General features: G+C 70.8%; 20 protein-coding genes. 14 read left to right on the top strand and 6 right to left on the bottom strand.

What is annotated here, in order from left to right; genetic code table 11:
* Positions 1 to 126 precede the first annotated feature (126 nt).
* The 7 genes from ABTZ54_RS03860 (at position 127) to ABTZ54_RS03830 (ending at position 4,512) form a co-directional block, all read left to right on the top strand.
* Positions 127 to 333: a hypothetical protein gene (locus tag ABTZ54_RS03860; RefSeq protein ID WP_351656885.1), complete on the top strand. Its 207-nt coding sequence runs from the start codon at positions 127 to 129 to the stop codon at positions 331 to 333.
* Positions 317 to 841: a DUF6879 family protein gene (locus ABTZ54_RS03855; RefSeq protein WP_351656883.1), complete on the top strand. Its 525-nt coding sequence runs from the start codon at positions 317 to 319 to the stop codon at positions 839 to 841. The genes ABTZ54_RS03860 and ABTZ54_RS03855 overlap by 17 nt, the downstream gene beginning before the upstream one ends.
* Positions 825 to 1,661, top strand: a complete 837-nt coding sequence (locus ABTZ54_RS03850) for a Scr1 family TA system antitoxin-like transcriptional regulator (RefSeq protein WP_351656881.1) — start codon at positions 825 to 827, stop codon at positions 1,659 to 1,661. The genes ABTZ54_RS03855 and ABTZ54_RS03850 overlap by 17 nt, the downstream gene beginning before the upstream one ends.
* 111 nt (positions 1,662 to 1,772) lie before the next feature.
* Positions 1,773 to 2,216, top strand: coding sequence for a glycine-rich domain-containing protein (locus tag ABTZ54_RS03845; protein WP_351656878.1), 444 nt, complete (start codon positions 1,773 to 1,775; stop codon positions 2,214 to 2,216).
* Positions 2,189 to 2,647, top strand: coding sequence for a hypothetical protein (locus ABTZ54_RS03840; RefSeq protein ID WP_351656876.1), 459 nt, complete (start codon positions 2,189 to 2,191; stop codon positions 2,645 to 2,647). Before ABTZ54_RS03845 ends, ABTZ54_RS03840 begins: the two co-directional genes overlap by 28 nt.
* Positions 2,648 to 2,720: 73 nt before the next feature.
* Positions 2,721 to 3,362: a HEAT repeat domain-containing protein gene (locus ABTZ54_RS03835; RefSeq protein WP_351656874.1), complete on the top strand. Its 642-nt coding sequence runs from the start codon at positions 2,721 to 2,723 to the stop codon at positions 3,360 to 3,362.
* A 22-nt stretch (positions 3,363 to 3,384) separates the two neighbouring features.
* Positions 3,385 to 4,512, top strand: coding sequence for a MerR family transcriptional regulator (locus ABTZ54_RS03830; RefSeq protein WP_351656872.1), 1,128 nt, complete (start codon positions 3,385 to 3,387; stop codon positions 4,510 to 4,512).
* A gap of 14 nt (positions 4,513 to 4,526) precedes the next feature.
* Here ABTZ54_RS03830 and ABTZ54_RS03825 read toward each other — a convergent pair whose 3' ends face one another.
* Positions 4,527 to 5,852 carry a DUF1214 domain-containing protein gene (locus tag ABTZ54_RS03825; RefSeq protein WP_351656870.1) on the bottom strand — a complete coding sequence of 442 codons (1,326 nt, stop codon included), beginning with the start codon at positions 5,850 to 5,852 and terminating at the stop codon, positions 4,527 to 4,529.
* A 395-nt stretch (positions 5,853 to 6,247) separates the two neighbouring features.
* Between ABTZ54_RS03825 and ABTZ54_RS03820 the strand changes: the two genes are divergently transcribed.
* Positions 6,248 to 6,919 (top strand): DUF4097 family beta strand repeat-containing protein, encoded by a 672-nt coding sequence (locus ABTZ54_RS03820; RefSeq protein ID WP_351656868.1) that lies wholly within the window; start codon positions 6,248 to 6,250, stop codon positions 6,917 to 6,919.
* Positions 6,920 to 7,081: 162 nt separating this feature from the next.
* Positions 7,082 to 7,345, top strand: a complete 264-nt coding sequence (locus ABTZ54_RS03815; protein WP_351656867.1) for a hypothetical protein — start codon at positions 7,082 to 7,084, stop codon at positions 7,343 to 7,345.
* On the opposite strand, the gene ABTZ54_RS03810 is transcribed toward ABTZ54_RS03815, so the two are convergent.
* Together ABTZ54_RS03810 and ABTZ54_RS03805 are read right to left on the bottom strand one after the other, a co-directional pair.
* On the bottom strand, positions 7,342 to 7,728 hold the full coding sequence (locus ABTZ54_RS03810; protein WP_351656865.1) for an ATP-binding protein: 387 nt from the start codon (positions 7,726 to 7,728) through the stop codon (positions 7,342 to 7,344). The two genes, ABTZ54_RS03815 and ABTZ54_RS03810, sit on opposite strands and share 4 nt — an antisense overlap.
* Complete coding sequence (locus ABTZ54_RS03805; protein ID WP_351656863.1) at positions 7,725 to 7,925, bottom strand: hypothetical protein; 201 nt, start codon at positions 7,923 to 7,925, stop codon at positions 7,725 to 7,727. The genes ABTZ54_RS03810 and ABTZ54_RS03805 overlap by 4 nt, the downstream gene beginning before the upstream one ends.
* A gap of 117 nt (positions 7,926 to 8,042) precedes the next feature.
* Here ABTZ54_RS03805 and ABTZ54_RS03800 point away from each other — a divergent pair, with 117 nt between their 5' ends.
* The 5 genes from ABTZ54_RS03800 (at position 8,043) to ABTZ54_RS03780 (ending at position 11,926) form a co-directional block, all read left to right on the top strand.
* The gene (locus ABTZ54_RS03800) at positions 8,043 to 8,921 is read left to right on the top strand and encodes a helix-turn-helix domain-containing protein (protein ID WP_351656861.1); all 879 of its coding nucleotides are present in this window, start codon (positions 8,043 to 8,045) and stop codon (positions 8,919 to 8,921) included.
* On the top strand, positions 8,878 to 9,150 hold the full coding sequence (locus tag ABTZ54_RS03795; protein WP_351656860.1) for a DUF397 domain-containing protein: 273 nt from the start codon (positions 8,878 to 8,880) through the stop codon (positions 9,148 to 9,150). The genes ABTZ54_RS03800 and ABTZ54_RS03795 overlap by 44 nt, the downstream gene beginning before the upstream one ends.
* A 118-nt stretch (positions 9,151 to 9,268) precedes the next feature.
* Positions 9,269 to 10,381, top strand: coding sequence for an oxygenase MpaB family protein (locus ABTZ54_RS03790; protein ID WP_351656858.1), 1,113 nt, complete (start codon positions 9,269 to 9,271; stop codon positions 10,379 to 10,381).
* 108 nt (positions 10,382 to 10,489) lie between these two features.
* On the top strand, positions 10,490 to 11,062 hold the full coding sequence (locus ABTZ54_RS03785; protein ID WP_351656856.1) for a dihydrofolate reductase family protein: 573 nt from the start codon (positions 10,490 to 10,492) through the stop codon (positions 11,060 to 11,062).
* Positions 11,063 to 11,086: 24 nt separating this feature from the next.
* Positions 11,087 to 11,926 (top strand): hypothetical protein, encoded by an 840-nt coding sequence (locus ABTZ54_RS03780; RefSeq protein WP_351656854.1) that lies wholly within the window; start codon positions 11,087 to 11,089, stop codon positions 11,924 to 11,926.
* Here ABTZ54_RS03780 and ABTZ54_RS03775 read toward each other — a convergent pair.
* Genes ABTZ54_RS03775 through ABTZ54_RS03765 form a run of 3 tightly spaced genes read right to left on the bottom strand, consistent with a single transcriptional unit; the run spans position 11,845 to position 14,024 of the window.
* Positions 11,845 to 12,633: an aldo/keto reductase gene (locus tag ABTZ54_RS03775; protein ID WP_351656852.1), complete on the bottom strand. Its 789-nt coding sequence runs from the start codon at positions 12,631 to 12,633 to the stop codon at positions 11,845 to 11,847. The two genes, ABTZ54_RS03780 and ABTZ54_RS03775, sit on opposite strands and share 82 nt — an antisense overlap.
* Complete coding sequence (locus ABTZ54_RS03770; RefSeq protein ID WP_351656849.1) at positions 12,630 to 13,841, bottom strand: JmjC domain-containing protein; 1,212 nt, start codon at positions 13,839 to 13,841, stop codon at positions 12,630 to 12,632. The genes ABTZ54_RS03775 and ABTZ54_RS03770 overlap by 4 nt, the downstream gene beginning before the upstream one ends.
* Positions 13,842 to 13,850: 9 nt before the next feature.
* Positions 13,851 to 14,024 carry a hypothetical protein gene (locus tag ABTZ54_RS03765; protein ID WP_351656847.1) on the bottom strand — a complete coding sequence of 58 codons (174 nt, stop codon included), beginning with the start codon at positions 14,022 to 14,024 and terminating at the stop codon, positions 13,851 to 13,853.
* Positions 14,025 to 14,144: the final 120 nt, after the last annotated feature.

Raw genomic sequence — 14,144 nt, 5'->3', positions numbered from 1 at the left:
TTTCATCGGCCGACGGCTTTATGCGAGGTCGCGCATAGTCGCGTCTCCGCATGGACGCCCCAGAGCGAGGCCCGTACGGTCATGGCCATGAGGCCCGACCGGGGGCCGCTCGCGAAGGGGAATCCCATGGCTCGTGAGGAACTGACCCGACTCACCGGCAACGGAAACGGCACCTGCGGGGACGAGGACTGCCCGAACGTCTACCTGACCGCCGACGGCTCACTCGTGATCCAGGGAAGCCTCTCCGAGGCGTTCACACCGCCGCCCGGCGAAGGCCTGGTCGAGATCCCGGCAGAGGTCCTGAGGGAGGCCGCGCGTGCTCTTGGCCGGTGAGGAGTGGCGGCGCAGGTTCACCGGCATCCGGTGGGAGGCGTGGCGGCTCGAAACGCTGCCCCAATACCTCGTGCCGCAGGAGGCGGAGGCGTTCGCGGCCTTCCGCGAGGGTCGGCCCACCCCGCCGTACACGTCCTCCTCGTACACGGAACGCGTGTCCCGCCAGCGCGCCGAAGGCAGACACAACGGCCGCGTGCACATCGTGACCCGGCCGCTCTCCGACTATCTGCGATTCGAGTTCACCCGGTACTACGCGGTGCATGTCCGCGCCGGCGACGACATCCGGATCCTCGACGTGACCGAGCGCACCAACCCCCTCGAAGGCGTCCCGGACTTCTGGATGTTCGACCGTAGCGACGTCGTGCTGATGAACTACGGACCGGACGGCACACAGATCGACCGGCGGGTGTTCGAGGGAGACGTGTCCCCGTTCCTCGAATACCAGAGAATCGCCGTAGTCGAGTCGGTGCCCTTCGAGGAGTACGTGAGCGGTGGCCATCCAGCCTGAGCAGCTCGGCCGGTCCGGTCTGGAACTGGCGGCCATGCTCAAGCACTTGCGCAGACAAGCCGGGCTCTCGGGAGCCCGGCTTGCCGCACGTTGCCACATGTCCCAGTCGAAGATCAGCCGCATCGAGGGGAACAGGCTCCGCCCCTCCCTCGTGGACGTCGAGCAGATCCTCCGGGGCGTGGACGCGTCCCCGGCCGCGGCCGCCGAGGTCATGGCCATGGCGCGCATAGCCCAGACGGAATGGCAGGACCGAAAGGCCCTGCACCGGAAGGGACTCGACAAGAAGCAGTCGGAGCTGGCCGGTCTTGAGTCCGCCACGACGGACTTCCGCTACTTCATGCTGTCCATGGCGACGGGCCTGCTGTCCACACCGGACTACATTCGCGCGAGCATCGCGCACGCGCCGCCGACCCAGCGGGCCAAGGCCGTAGGGATGAAGCTGGAACGGCAGGCCGTCCTGCTCGACCGCTCGAAACGATTCACTTTCCTGCTCACCGAACAAGCGGTGAGATACCCACTGTTGGCACCGGACGCGATGGCCCTCCAGCTCGACCGGCTGGCTTCGCTGACACTGCAGGCGAACCTTCGGATCGGCCTGCTGCCGGCGACGGCAAGGTTCAGCGACACGCCACTGAGCACGTTCACGGTCTACGACGACCGACTGGCGACGATCGAGACCGACCTCGGCGCAGTGGTGTTCCGCGACCCGAAGGACATCGGGTCACTGCGGGACCGCTTCGCCGGATACGAGGACCACGCCGTGTTCGACGAGACGGCCCGGGAACTACTGACGGAATGGGCCTGGACGTTCCGCCGGTGATCTTTATTTGGCCTCGCGCATACTCCGTCGTCCCGCGCCGGAATGGGGACATGCTCCGACCCGTATCCGGACTCCTGACTCCGGACGCGAAGGGAACGAGAGGAGCGTGCGATGACGCCCACCGTGGAGAACGCCATGGCCGTACGGCACGGGCGGGACCTGGTCAGTCCCGAGCTGTTCGAGAAGCTGTCGGCGTTCTGCGCCGACGAGTACGGCCTCGGCGCGGACCTGGCCCGCCGGGTCATGGACGAGGCCCTGGCCTTCCTGTACGTGGCCGGGACCTCGGAGAACGGCCACGTCATGGCCCCGAGCAGGGCCGTGGATCCCGCCTGGCACACGTTCGTGCTGCACAGCCAGGAGTACACCGCCTGGTGCCTGGCGCACTTCGGCCGCTATCTGCACCACGCCCCGAACTCCAAACTGCGCACCGTCGGGCTGATGTACGACGTCACGGGAGCCATCGCCGCCGCCGGGTTCGCCGTCGACCCGTCCCTGTGGGGCATCGCCGCCGACTGCAACGAGCCCACGTGCTGCTCCGACGGCCCGTGCTGCTGACCCGCTCCCGCAGCGCCGACGGCGGGTCCGGCCGCGGGCGCACCTGCGTCTTCGCCTTGCTCGGATCCGTCTTCGGCTACGCCACCCACCACCGTGACGCACGGAGACTCGGCGAGGTGGGGATCGTCGGCCCCCTCACCCCCGGCGTCGACTGGACGCGGCTGTGGCAGATGGCCGCCGCCATGAACAAGGAGACGGCATCCGAGACCGACAGAGCCCGGTGGATCATGTTGCAGGCCCACCGGTCCTTCGTCTGCGGCGACCTCCTCGCACGGTACGAGGAGGCGGGCTGGAAGCTGGAGCCCGGAGGACGGCGCGTCGGTTTCGGGAGCGCGTACTGCAATCGGTACGAGCTGTGGACCGGGAACCTGACCATCGAGGGCACGCCGCCCGACATGGTCGCGCCCCGGCCGACGTTGTTCCCGTGGTAGCGACGCCGGGGGGGGGAGGGGCGGGCGCCGGTTCACTTGACCTTGACACGGTGGCAAGGCCTTCACTGGGGGCATGACGACACAAACCCTGCGGGGGCTGGCGCACGACGATCCGTCGGTGCGGCTCCGGACCGCTCTGGCGGTCGGCTCGACGCCGGACCCGGACGATGTCGGTGCGCTCGTCGAGCGGTGTGCGGTCGAGCCCGACTTCTCCGTGCGGGAGATGCTGACCTGGGCGCTCACCCGCCACGCGCCCGCCGCGACCGTGCCCGCGCTGGTCGGTGAGGTGCGTTCCGCGCGTGCCCAGGCCCGGAGCCAGGCCCTGCACACCCTGTCCAAGATCGGGGACCGGCGGGGCTGGTCCGCGATCACGCCGGCCCTGCTCCGCGACCCCGACGACGAGGTGGCCCGCACCGCCTGGCGGGCCGCCGTCGTGCTCGTACCGGAAGGTGAGGAAGCGGAGCTGGCCGTAGGGTTGGCGACGCAGCTCGCGCGGGGTGGGCGCGAGACCCGGCTGAGCCTCAGCCGGGCGCTCATCGCCCTCGGGGAGGCCGCGCTGCCCGCGCTGGGCACCGCTGCGGCGCACCCCGACCCGGACGTCCGGGCCCACGCGCTCGCCACCGAGCACCTGCGGCGGGACCCCGAGGCCGGGTTCGAGTTCGCCGTCGAGGAGGCCAAGCGGGTCGTGGCGCTTGGTGGGGAGGACCGGCGGTAGGCGTGCGGAAAGGTGGGCGGGCGTGCTGATCGGGGAGGTCGCCCGGCGGTCCGGGGTCAGTGCGCGGATGCTGCGGCATTACGAGTCGCTCGGGCTCGTGCGGCCGACCGGGCGCAGTGACAGCGGCTATCGCGAGTACTCCGACGACAACATCCGGCGCGTCTTCCACATCGAGAGCCTGCGCTCGCTCGGGCTCTCCCTGCGCGATGTCGGGCGCGCCCTCGACGACCCCGGCTTCGCGCCCGCCGAGCTCGTCGACGACCTCGTACGCCGGACCCGGGAGCGCATCGCCGCCGAGACCGAACTGCTCACCCGGCTGCAACGGATCGGCGCGTCCGAACCCGCCGGCTGGGAGGAGGTCCTGCGGACCACCGCCCTCCTCCAGGCCCTGGGGTCCCCGAGCCCGGGGGCCCGGCAGCGCGCGGCGCTGGATGCGGCGACTCCCGGGGCGGCGGGGGCCTCTGGGGTGGCAGAGGCCTCTGGGGCGGCAGGGGCCTCGGTGGGCACGGCGGGCACGGGGACCTCGGCGGGCGCCGCGGCGGGGCCGATGGCCCCTGCGCGCCCCAGCCTCGGCCCCGTCCCCGTGGACGCCTTGGTCGACGCCGTACTGAGCGAGGCCGATCCGATCGTCGCCGGGGCGCTCCGGTGGGCCCTGGCGCAGGCCGGGGAGGCCGCCGGGCCGCTGCTCGCGGAGGGGCTCGGGGCGCCCGGGGCCGCCGTGCGGGAGCGGGCCGTCCGTTCCCTCGCCGAGCTCCCGGACGCCGGGGCGACCGCGCTGCTGGCCGGGGCCCTCGCCCACGCCGACCCCGTCGTCCGGGCGTACGCGGCCCTGGCGCTCGGGGCGCGGGGAGTGCCCGAGGCGGTCCCGACCCTCGTCGGCATGGTCGTCGAGGAGCGCAACGACGCCGACGCCGCCGACGCGCTGAGCGCCCTGGCGGCCGACCCCGCCCTCGCGGACGCCATCACCGCCGCCCTGCGCACCCGCCTGGCCGACCCCGCGACCACCCCGCCCGCCCGGGGCCGCCTCACCCAGGCCCTCGCCGACATCCCCGGCCCGGCCGCCTCCGCCGCCCTGACGGAGCTGTCCCAGGACGCGGACCGCACGGTGGCGGCGACGGCCGCGTACGTCCTGGGACTGCGGCGGGGCTAGCCAGGAGTCACAAGTCAGGAACCGTCCGCGGAGGCCTTCTCGAAGTCGCCCGGCGTGTACGCGCCTTCGAAGAAGGCCTCCTCCGGGCCGTAGAAGCGGATGATCGCGAACCAGCCGTGGCCGGGGACGGTCTTGATCCAGTTCGCGGCGCCCTCCGGGCGCTCCGGGCCGGTGTGGAGGGTGATGGACCCGTCGCCGTTGAGGGCGATGTCGTTCATCCCGTTGAGGGAGGAGAACGTCTGGCCCTCGGCGTCGACCTCGGCGGCGGTGTCCGCGTCGTAGAGGGTGACGGACCAGAAGAGCTGGGCGGGCGGGTCGGCCGGCAGGTCGATCCGGTAGGTCCCCTCACCACGCAGCAGGTCGCCGTCGTGGTCCCGGTAGGCGTTGGCGTACTTGGCGCCCGCGCCGACGGTGGAGCCCATCATGCCGGTGCTGACGGAGTAGTGGTTGATGAACATGTGCGCCTTGGCGTTCACGTCGGTGTGGCCCGTGGTCCGGTCACGGAACTCCTCGTCGAGGAGCGTGTGCCAGAAGTCGTCCTGCTTGGTCTTGGCGTGCGCGACCCACTGCCGGTCGGCCCACCACAGCGCGTCGGGTTCGCGGTCGAACTCGGCGGCGACGGTCTTGGACATCTTCCACGCCGTCTGCGCGGCCAGGTCCAGGAGTTCACGCTGCCGGGCGGTCGGGGCGAAGGTCTGCCCCTGGCGGATGCCGAGGGCGGCGAGGACACCGTGCATGTACGGGTCGGTCCCGTCCACCCGGTCGTTCTGGACGAACGCGTCGAGCGCGTCGAAGAAGGACGCGTCGCGCGGGAACAGGGCGTTGGCCGGGGTGTCGGAGGCGTGCGCGTACTGCATGTCGGCGGCGTCGCCGACCAGCGGGCGGAAGCGGATGGACTCGACCGACTCCACCCCGGGCGACACGTCGTCGACGGAGGAGAAGAAGCCGCGGAAGAGGAAATAGATGCCGTTGGTGCGGGTGCGGTAGACGTAGTAGTCGTCCCAGTCGCCCGGGTTCTCCGGCTCCAGGTCGTCGGGGACGATGAGGTACTGGCCGCCCTTGCCCGCGTCGGGACCGGGCAGGCCGATGTCCCCCCGGTACTGCACGCCGTCGATCACCGGGCCGGTCAGGGGCCGGTGCCAGAAGTCGTCGACCAGGCCCTGGATCCCCGCCGGGGCGTCGACCACCAGCGGGCCCGTCGCGCCGAGGTCCGCGAACGCCATCCCGTAGATGACGTCGCAGTTCGGCGTGGTGATGACCGTACGGGGCTTCAGCCGCTGCTCGAACACCGACATCACCTGGTAGCCGTACCCGAACACGCTCCCCAGGCCGTCGCGCATCGCGCACACGTTCACCGCGGGCAACGCCCACAGGTAGCTCTGCACCGCGCGCTGGAAGTACAGCTCCTCGTCCAGCGTCCGCGCGGACGCCTCCGTGGGATACCCGCCCTCCCCAGTAGCTGCACACGCACACGCGCCAGGCCCGGAAACCAGGCGGGCGGTCGCTGTCGGCCAACACCCTCGGCATAGCGTTCACCCACCATCCATTGCAACGAGGAGTGGGAAGGGTGTTGCGTTCCCCGCATCCCCGTTGCAACGATTTCACGGCCCTGACCTGCCATAACTCAACCGGTGCGCAACGTTCCCGTTGCGTACTCCTCGAACGCAACGTAGCGTTTCTCATGTCAGAAAGACGCAGGGAACAGGGAACACCACTCCAGAGGAGCCAGACCACCATGCAGAACTTCGCCACCACCGCCCCCATCACCGCCGTCCTCGACATCCCCGCCGGCCGCGTCCAGCTCATCGCCGCCGACCGCGCGGACGCCACCGTCGACATCCGCCCCGCGAACGCCACCAAGGGCCGGGACGTGAAGGCCGCCGAGCGCGTCCAGGTCGCCTTCGCCGACGGGGTCCTGCGGATCGAGGCCCCGGCCCCCGAGAACAAGCTCTTCGGCAACTCCGGCGCCGTCGAGGTCACCGTCCAGCTCCCGGCCGGCTCCCGCGTCGAGGCCAAGGCCGCCGCCGGTGAGCTGCGCGGCGTCGGACGCCTCGGCGACGTCGTCTTCGAGGCCGCCCAGGCCCGTACGAAGCTGGACGAGGCCGCCAGCGCCCGCATCACCGTCCAGGACGGCGACATCACCCTCGGGCGCCTCAACGGACCCGCCGACATCCGCACCATGCGCGGCGACATCCGGATCACCGGCGCCGTGCGCGGCGCGGTCGAACTGCGCACCGAGAAGGGCGACATCGACGTCTCCGCCGCCCGCGGCGCCTCCGCCACCCTCGACGCGGGCACCGCCTACGGCCGCGTCAGCAACGCCCTCGCCAACACCGCGGGCGCCGCCGCCGAACTCACCATCCGCGCCACCACCGGATACGGCGACATCACCGCCCGCAGCATCTGATGCCGGGTTGCACCGACTGGTCGAGCGGCGAATCGGTTCGCCCACCCCCGCGGAGTGACGCCCCGCGGGTCGGGCCCCACGCGGCGGGACCGGCGCCGCCAGCCTGTGCGGAGCGAGGGCGGGCGAAGGACCCGCCCCACGCGACCAAGGAGAACCCCCGCCATGAAGACGCTCACACGTCTCGTCACCCTCGCCGTCTGTACGGCCGCCGCCGCGCTCACCCTCGTCCCCACCGCGCAGGCCGCCCCCTCCGCCTCCCCCACCGCGAAGGCCGCCGCCGGCTGCCGCTACTACTACACCAGCTACTTCCGGGGCCCGAACGGCGAGCGGACCGGCAGCGGCGAGTACGCCGAGGGCGACCTCGACCCCGAGGGCCGCGTCTGCCGCAACGGGTGGTGGGTGTACGCGGACGAGCTGGACGGCTAGGCCTGCCGCTCCTGAGCACGGGGGCCGTTCCGGGCGGCGGACAGCTCGCACCACACCGTCTTCCCGTACGGCCCCTGCTCCACGCCCCACCGCAGCGCCAGCGCCTCCACGATCCCGAGGCCCCGCCCCGACTCCGCCCCGTCCGTGACCTCCCGCAGTACGGGCCAGACGCGCGGATCCGGATCCGTCACCGCGAGCCTCGTCCGCCCCTCCCGCGTCACAGCCACCCGTACGGTGACGGGCGTGCCCTCCCCCACGTGCAGGATGACGTTCGTCAGCAACTCGCTCACGCAGAGCCGCAGATCGTCCCCCTCCACCATCCGCCGCACCTCCGGCACCGCCTTCGGGACCGCGATCACCTCGACCGCGAACGGCAGTCTCACCCGCCGGCCGCCTTCCGCAGCACCTCCGCCAGGTGGCGTGCAGTCGCCACGTCGCAGTTGCCCAGCGCGACCAGCGGGGGCCGGACCGTCCACCCCGCGAGGGTCACCGGGTCCACCCCCAGGGAGGGCAGTTGGATGCCGTGACCTGCGAGAGCGGTACGGAGGGCCTCGACGTCGGGCCTGATGTCGTCGGTCATGCGGGTTCCACCTTTCGTTGCGTGCCGTGACGAACCCCTCACACGCTGCCGCGTGGCGCCCTACGGTGGAAGCGTTTCCCGCTCCACGACGCAAGGTGCGAAAGGCGGTCCTCAACAGTGGCTGCGCGCAAGGAGATCGACGGTTCGGCCGGAATCCCGCAGTTCTACGGCAAGGAGCTGCGCCACAAGAGAGAGGAGGCGGGCCTGACGCTGAAGCAGCTGGTCGAGGGCTGCTTCTACGGCATCACGTACCTCAGCGAGATCGAACGCGGCGAGCGCAGCATGCCGCCGGACCTGGCCCGGCACGTGGACCGCGAGCTGAAGACGGACGGCTTCTTCGAGCGCCGCTGCGACGACGCCCGCGAGGCGAGGCTGAAGGGGCACGCGCCGTACTTCGAGCGGGTGCTGGACGCGGAGAAGCGGGCGACGACGATTCAGGAGTGGTCGCCGACCGTAGTTCCGGGGCTGCTCCAGACCGCCCCGTACGCACACGCGGTGATCGCCGCGGAACGTGCGCTTGAGCTGCCCGAGGAGATCGACGAGAAGATCACCGGTCGACTGGCACGCGCCAAGCTCTTCGAACAGGACCACAAGAAGCCCGAGTACTGGGTGATCCTGAACGAGTCGACGCTGCGGACGCCGATCATGCCGTCCGCTCAGATGGCCGATCAGCTCGACCACATCCTCGCGCTCATCAAGCGCGGCCGGATCCTTACACAGATCCTTCCGTGGAACGCCGGCGCCCACGCACTCATGCAGGGCAACGCCATGCTCCTGGCGTTCGATGACGCCCCACCGCTCGTCTACATGGAGGGCCAGCACCACGGGCACACCATCGACGATCCGGCCCTCGTGAAGCAGTATCGGAGGTCGTACGATCTTCTGAGGGCCGCCGCCATGCCGCTGGAAGCGTCCCTAGCCCTGATCGAGAGTGCGGCAGAGGGTTACCGAAATGGCAAGCAGCCGGACCGATCTGAGCGCCGCGACCTGGCGTAAGAGCAGCTACAGCAACTCCTCGGGCGGCAACTGCGTCGAAGTGGCCGAGGGCTACGCCGTCTGGCGCAAGAGCAGCTACAGCAACGGCAGCGGCGGTGACTGCCTCGAAGTCCGGGACGACGTCCCCCACCTCGTCCCGGTCCGCGACTCCAAGCGGCCCGACGGGCCCGTGGTCGTCGTTTCCGGTGCCGCCTGGGCGCCCTTCGTCGAGGCGGTCAAGGGGCTCTAGCGGCGGCGACGGGATCGATTCTGCTTGCGCCTGGAGAGTGAGTGACCCTGCCGGGGGCACGGCGGCGGGCGGTACAACGGTGCGCGCCGACGAACGCGAACCGTGAAAGGCGCCCGCCATGCCCACCACCCTGTGGACCGACGACCTGCTCGACCCGTTGCGCAAGGCCGGCGATCCCCTCGCCGACACCGCGATCGAGGAGATCTACGCGCTGGGCCAGGAGGACCAGGTCCGCGCCGCGCTGATCGGCCTCGGACGTAACGAGCAGGGCGTGCCCGAGGGGCTGCCCGCCCGGCTGCGGCACTACTTCGACGTGTCGGGCGTCCTGCCGCCCTGGGCCGATGCCGGCCTGATCCGGCGCGGGCAGGGGCTGCTCGGCCGGTACGAGGGGCACTTCGCGTCGATCCTGATCTGCGGCTCCCTGCCGTTGGCCTACGGATGCGCGGACGGCGCGCAGGTGCTCTACCGGTCGACGCGGCTCACGGGCGGGGTGTTCCGCCGCCTGGGGGAGACGGCACAGTTCGTCGTGGACGTGCTGGGCACCGGCGGTCTGGAGGCGGACGGGCGGGGGCTGAGGTCCGCGCAGAAGATCCGCCTGCTGCACGCGACGATGCGCTACCACCTCGCGCGTGACGAGAGCTGGGACACCACGTGGGGGCTGCCGGTCAACCAGGAGGACCTGGCCGGCACGCTGATGTCCTTCTCGGTGGCCGTGCCGCGTGGTCTCGCCAAGCTGGGTGTGGAACTCCCCCGGGCCGACCGGGACGCGTACTTCCACCTGTGGCGGGTCGTCGGGCACGTGCTCGGTGTCCACGACAGCGTCAACCCGGTGGAGTTCGAGGACGGCGGGGCCCTCGCGGACACGATTCTGCGTCGCCAGCAGCGGCCCTCGGAGGCCGGGACGGTCCTGACGCAGGACCTGTTGGAGTTCATCCACGCGTGCCTGCCGGGTCCGCTGTTCGCCGGGGTCGGCCCGAGCCTGATCCGGCACCTGATCGGTGACCGGGCGGCGGATGTCGTCTCGGTGCCCCGGGGCGACCTCACGCAGTTCGCGCTCCAGGCGTCGTCCGCTCTCAGCTTCGGCTATGGGAAGACGGGCGACATCGTGCCCGTACTCGCCAAGGCGTCCAACGAGCTGGGCCTCGCCGTTCTCAGGCAGGGGCTGCTCCTGACGAACAAGGGGCGGCGATACGAGTGGCAGGTGCCCACCGGTCTCACCCCCACCTCGTGACCGCGCGCGGCCGCGTCCGGCGCGTGCGACCGGCGCCGACCGATTAGTTTCTCCGTGACCCGCGGTCATAGCTCACGACCGACAACGGCACACGCGGAGGAACCGGCCATGCGCACTCTCATCAGCACCGCCTTCATCTCCCTCGACGGCGTCGTCGAGGCCCCCGGCGGCGAGCCCGGGTACCGGAACTCCGGCTGGACGTTCAAGCACACGGAGTTCCTGCCCGAGGCGTTCGAGATCAAGGAGCGGGAGCAGAAGGAGGCCGCCGCGATGCTGCTGGGCCGGGTCAGCTACCAGGCGTTCAGCGCGGTGTGGCCGGACATGGAGGACTTCGCCGACTACAAGGCGATGCCGAAGTACGTCGTGTCGACGACGCTCGGCGAGGACGACCTCGTGTCGAACTGGGGCGAGACGACGATCCTCCGCACCCTCGACGAGGTCGCCGCGCTGAAGGAGACCGAGGGCGGCCCGATCATCGTCCACGGCAGCGCCTCCCTGAACCAGGCCCTCTCCGACGCGGGCCTCATCGACCGCTACCACCTGCTCGTCTTCCCGCTCCTCCTCGGCGCGGGCAAGCGCCTGTTCAGCACGACCGACAAGGACGCCCAGAAGCTGAAGCTGGTCGAGAGCGAGGCGTACCCCAACGGGCTCCAGAAGCAGGTCTTCGACGTGGTGCGCTGACCGGGACTTGGTACGTTCGGACGCATGACACCGCGTTCAGTGGACCTGCGCAAGGACCCCGTGGAAGCAGTACTGGAGCATGTCGAACGGCGCCTTGGAGTAAGCCTGAGCCGGGAGACGCTCGTCCGTAAGCGCCGGTCCATTGGGGCGCGTACGGACCGGAGTACGTGGGTGCGGATCGAACGACGCGGGCTCGATCGGATCGGGGTCCAGGGCGGGGACGGCACGGCGTCCGCCGAGGCTCTCCGGGGAGTCGCGAAACCGGCCTGGCTCGCGGGCGTGGCGTGGCGCGATAACGCGGAGCCGGTGATGTGGCGGGCGGACGAGACGGAGCTGCTGCCCGCCGCACCGGCGGGTAGCGCCGTCGTGAGGACGGAGCCACAGCTGTCCGAGGAGTGGTGGGCCGCGCTGAACGTCTCGCTGGACGCCCTGGCCGCGCAGCGCACGAACCGTATCGCCACACCGGACACGGAGACCCTCACGCAGGAACTGGTGACGGGAACGATCCACGGTGCTTTCCCCCGCGTCGATACGAGGGTGACCGAATGGCGGCCGGCGCACGCGGATTTCAACTGGGCGAACATCACGGCGCCGGTGTTCTGCGTGTTCGATTGGGAGGACTGGGGCATGGCCCCCCGCGGCCTGGACGCGGCGAGTCTCTGGGGCGCGTCCCTCGCCGTCCCGGCCCTGGCCGACCGCGTCCGCGGCGAGCGGCGTGACGATCTGGAGAGTCGCGACGGCATGCTGATGACGCTGTTCGTGGCGGCGAAGATGCTCGGCCCCTACGCCGATCCCGAGGACCCCCGCCTGGTCCCCGCTCGGGAGACGGCCGAGCGACTGCTGGCGGTGCTCGGCCCGGTCTGACGGGCGTGGAGAAGTCGCCGGTACTGCGAGACCACGTCCACGTCGACCTCGTACGCCACCGCCTCTGTCAGCTCCCGCAGATGGCCGGCGTCGTCCGTACCGACCGCGACGGCGTCGACCCGGGGCAGGCCGTAGGCGGAACGGAAGGCGGCCTGGATCCGCGTGGCCGACGGGGAGTCCCGCAGGAAGATCCTCGGATCGAAGCGTTCCCACACGGCCTCGGCCGCATTTCCGCCGAAGGGGCTCATGCCCCACACCTCCGACGGCTGCCATCGCTCCACCACGGCCTCGGCCGCCTCAAGAATGTCGCCCCCGACCAGCAGACCCGCCCGAACCATGAGGACGTCGGGGCGTGGCGCGTCGAGGCCCACGAGCGAGCGCGGATCCCAGGTCGATACGCCCCAGGATCCGCAGAGCCCGGCCCGTGCGGCATCGGCGAGAACCGTGCATGCCTGCGCCAGCGCTTCGGCGTCTGGAGCCGAGTGCTCCGGGTTGTGGAGAAGGAGGAGCTCAGGCTCGCGCCCGAGGTCGCCGACAGCCCGCTCCGCCGCTTCGACGAGCCGGCTGGGAGCGAGGCTGTGGCCCTCGGGGAAGTACCCGACCTTGGTGGAGACCGAGAACCTCGGCAGAAGGTCGCCGGCCGTTGCCCTCAGAACCTCGTGCGAGCGATGGCGGAGATAGTTGGACGCGGTGTCGAGACGCGTCACGCCGAGGTCGGCGGCTGCTTCGAGAAGGTCACGGGCGTGACCAGACCGGTGTAGCCCGAGGACGACACGTCCGTCAGTGGTTCGCACAGTCCCTCCGTGATCAGCAGGTCGGCCAGCGTGACGAGGTCGACGGGGGCATGGTCGAGCTGGACCGGGTGCCCCGACAGGAGTGCACGCAGGCTCGGTTCCGCCCGCTCGTGGAAGGTCAGCCGCTTGCCGCCGCCGCACACCTGCACGGTGCCGTCGGAGCGGAACAGGGAGGGCGCGAACTCGGTGACGGCCGCGACGCCGACCGGCCGCCCCAAGGCGGCCACGTACGGCACATGGCGTGCGGGCGGGACACTGGACCGCAGCTCGTCGAGATACCGCTCCGGACTGTACTCGGCGGCCAGGGCGCCGAGTTTTTCCACCAGAACCTGGTGTGCGGCACCCCGCGTTCCCGCCAGGTCATGGCGGAACGCTTCGTCGGCGCGGGCTGCGTCGGAGAGGAAGTTGGCCCAGGTCACGCCGGTCCGCCGGGTGAACCCGAACGTCACGTGCAGGGAGTGCCCCTCGCTTCCCGAGCCGAGACGGGTGGCGGTGTGCCAGAAACCTCGGGGGATGTGCATAACGTCCCCGGTCCGCATCGTGCCCTTCCACAGCACTTCCTCGGAGGGCGTGCGGTTGCGTTCCGCGTCGCGATACATGGGCGCCGGGCGGGACGGGCCGCGCACCTCCCACGACTTCTCGCCCGAGAGCTGTACGGCGATGACCTCATGGTCGTCCCAGTGCAGAGAGAATCCGTCGGTGTCACCGACCGCGAGATAGGCGTTGGCGGAGGTGAGTTCGCCACTCCACCAGCCCAGCGCACGGCAGGCGACTTCCAGAGTCGGGTCGAAGAAGTCCACGCGGTCCAGAACCACGGTCCCGCCCTCGTTCAGGATGCGTCCGAGGGCCGCCATGTCCGCCTGGCTCACCGCCTGCCCACGCCGGTTGACCTGGGTGGACAGGAATGTGGACGGGTGCGTCTCGTCGCCCCGGGCGTAGCAGCGGAGTTGCGGGTGGGCCAGGTGACGACGCTTGATCAGGTCCAGGAGTCCTTGGGGGGTCAACAGACGTGCGGGCAGCTCCGGGTCCGCGAGGCGGCCACGTGCGAACGTGGCCCCCACGGAACCCGGCCCGTCCCAGCCGAGAGCCTTCTCGATGTGACCGACGAGCCGGTGTTCCATGGGTTCCCCTTACTCCTTCGGGAGGTTCAGGTCCCGGTTCTCTCCGTCGTCTCCCGCACTGTTCTGCGAGCTGGTGACGTCGGACCGTTCGGACTCGCTGCGGTCGTGCGCCGTCGCCAGCTCCTCCACGGCGATGAGGAGCGCGGGGCTGGTCCCCGCCTGTGTGGACGCGCTCTCTGCCATGTCGTGTCCTTCCTCTTCCGCTTCTCGCGCCCGGCTCCGGGCGAAGAGTTCGAGTCAACCCGCTGCCGCCATCGAGCAGTAGAGCCGGATCTGGACAGTCCTACGCCCGGCCCCCGCGAA

It is taken from the genome of Streptomyces sp. NPDC094032, assembly GCF_040303965.1.
Taxonomy (GTDB): domain Bacteria; phylum Actinomycetota; class Actinomycetes; order Streptomycetales; family Streptomycetaceae; genus Streptomyces.
The sequence above is the reverse complement of the archived record's forward strand: the minus strand, read 5'-3'. Positions and strand labels throughout refer to the sequence as shown.

Excerpts from the sequence above, each read along its gene's own strand:
- ABTZ54_RS03815 (WP_351656867.1), top strand. The coding sequence starts at position 7,082 with ATGAAGACGCTCACACGTCTCGTCACCCTCGCCGTCTGTACGGCCGCC.
- ABTZ54_RS03770 (WP_351656849.1), bottom strand. The coding sequence starts at position 13,841 with ATGGAACACCGGCTCGTCGGTCACATCGAGAAGGCTCTCGGCTGGGAC.
- ABTZ54_RS03805 (WP_351656863.1), bottom strand. The coding sequence starts at position 7,925 with ATGACCGACGACATCAGGCCCGACGTCGAGGCCCTCCGTACCGCTCTC.
- ABTZ54_RS03790 (WP_351656858.1), top strand. The coding sequence starts at position 9,269 with ATGCCCACCACCCTGTGGACCGACGACCTGCTCGACCCGTTGCGCAAG.
- ABTZ54_RS03860 (WP_351656885.1), top strand. The coding sequence starts at position 127 with ATGGCTCGTGAGGAACTGACCCGACTCACCGGCAACGGAAACGGCACC.
- ABTZ54_RS03845 (WP_351656878.1), top strand. The coding sequence starts at position 1,773 with ATGACGCCCACCGTGGAGAACGCCATGGCCGTACGGCACGGGCGGGAC.
- ABTZ54_RS03795 (WP_351656860.1), top strand. The coding sequence starts at position 8,878 with ATGGCAAGCAGCCGGACCGATCTGAGCGCCGCGACCTGGCGTAAGAGC.
- ABTZ54_RS03820 (WP_351656868.1), top strand. The coding sequence starts at position 6,248 with ATGCAGAACTTCGCCACCACCGCCCCCATCACCGCCGTCCTCGACATC.
- ABTZ54_RS03785 (WP_351656856.1), top strand. The coding sequence starts at position 10,490 with ATGCGCACTCTCATCAGCACCGCCTTCATCTCCCTCGACGGCGTCGTC.
- ABTZ54_RS03780 (WP_351656854.1), top strand. The coding sequence starts at position 11,087 with ATGACACCGCGTTCAGTGGACCTGCGCAAGGACCCCGTGGAAGCAGTA.
- ABTZ54_RS03825 (WP_351656870.1), bottom strand. The coding sequence starts at position 5,852 with ATGCGCGACGGCCTGGGGAGCGTGTTCGGGTACGGCTACCAGGTGATG.
- ABTZ54_RS03835 (WP_351656874.1), top strand. The coding sequence starts at position 2,721 with ATGACGACACAAACCCTGCGGGGGCTGGCGCACGACGATCCGTCGGTG.
- ABTZ54_RS03765 (WP_351656847.1), bottom strand. The coding sequence starts at position 14,024 with ATGGCAGAGAGCGCGTCCACACAGGCGGGGACCAGCCCCGCGCTCCTC.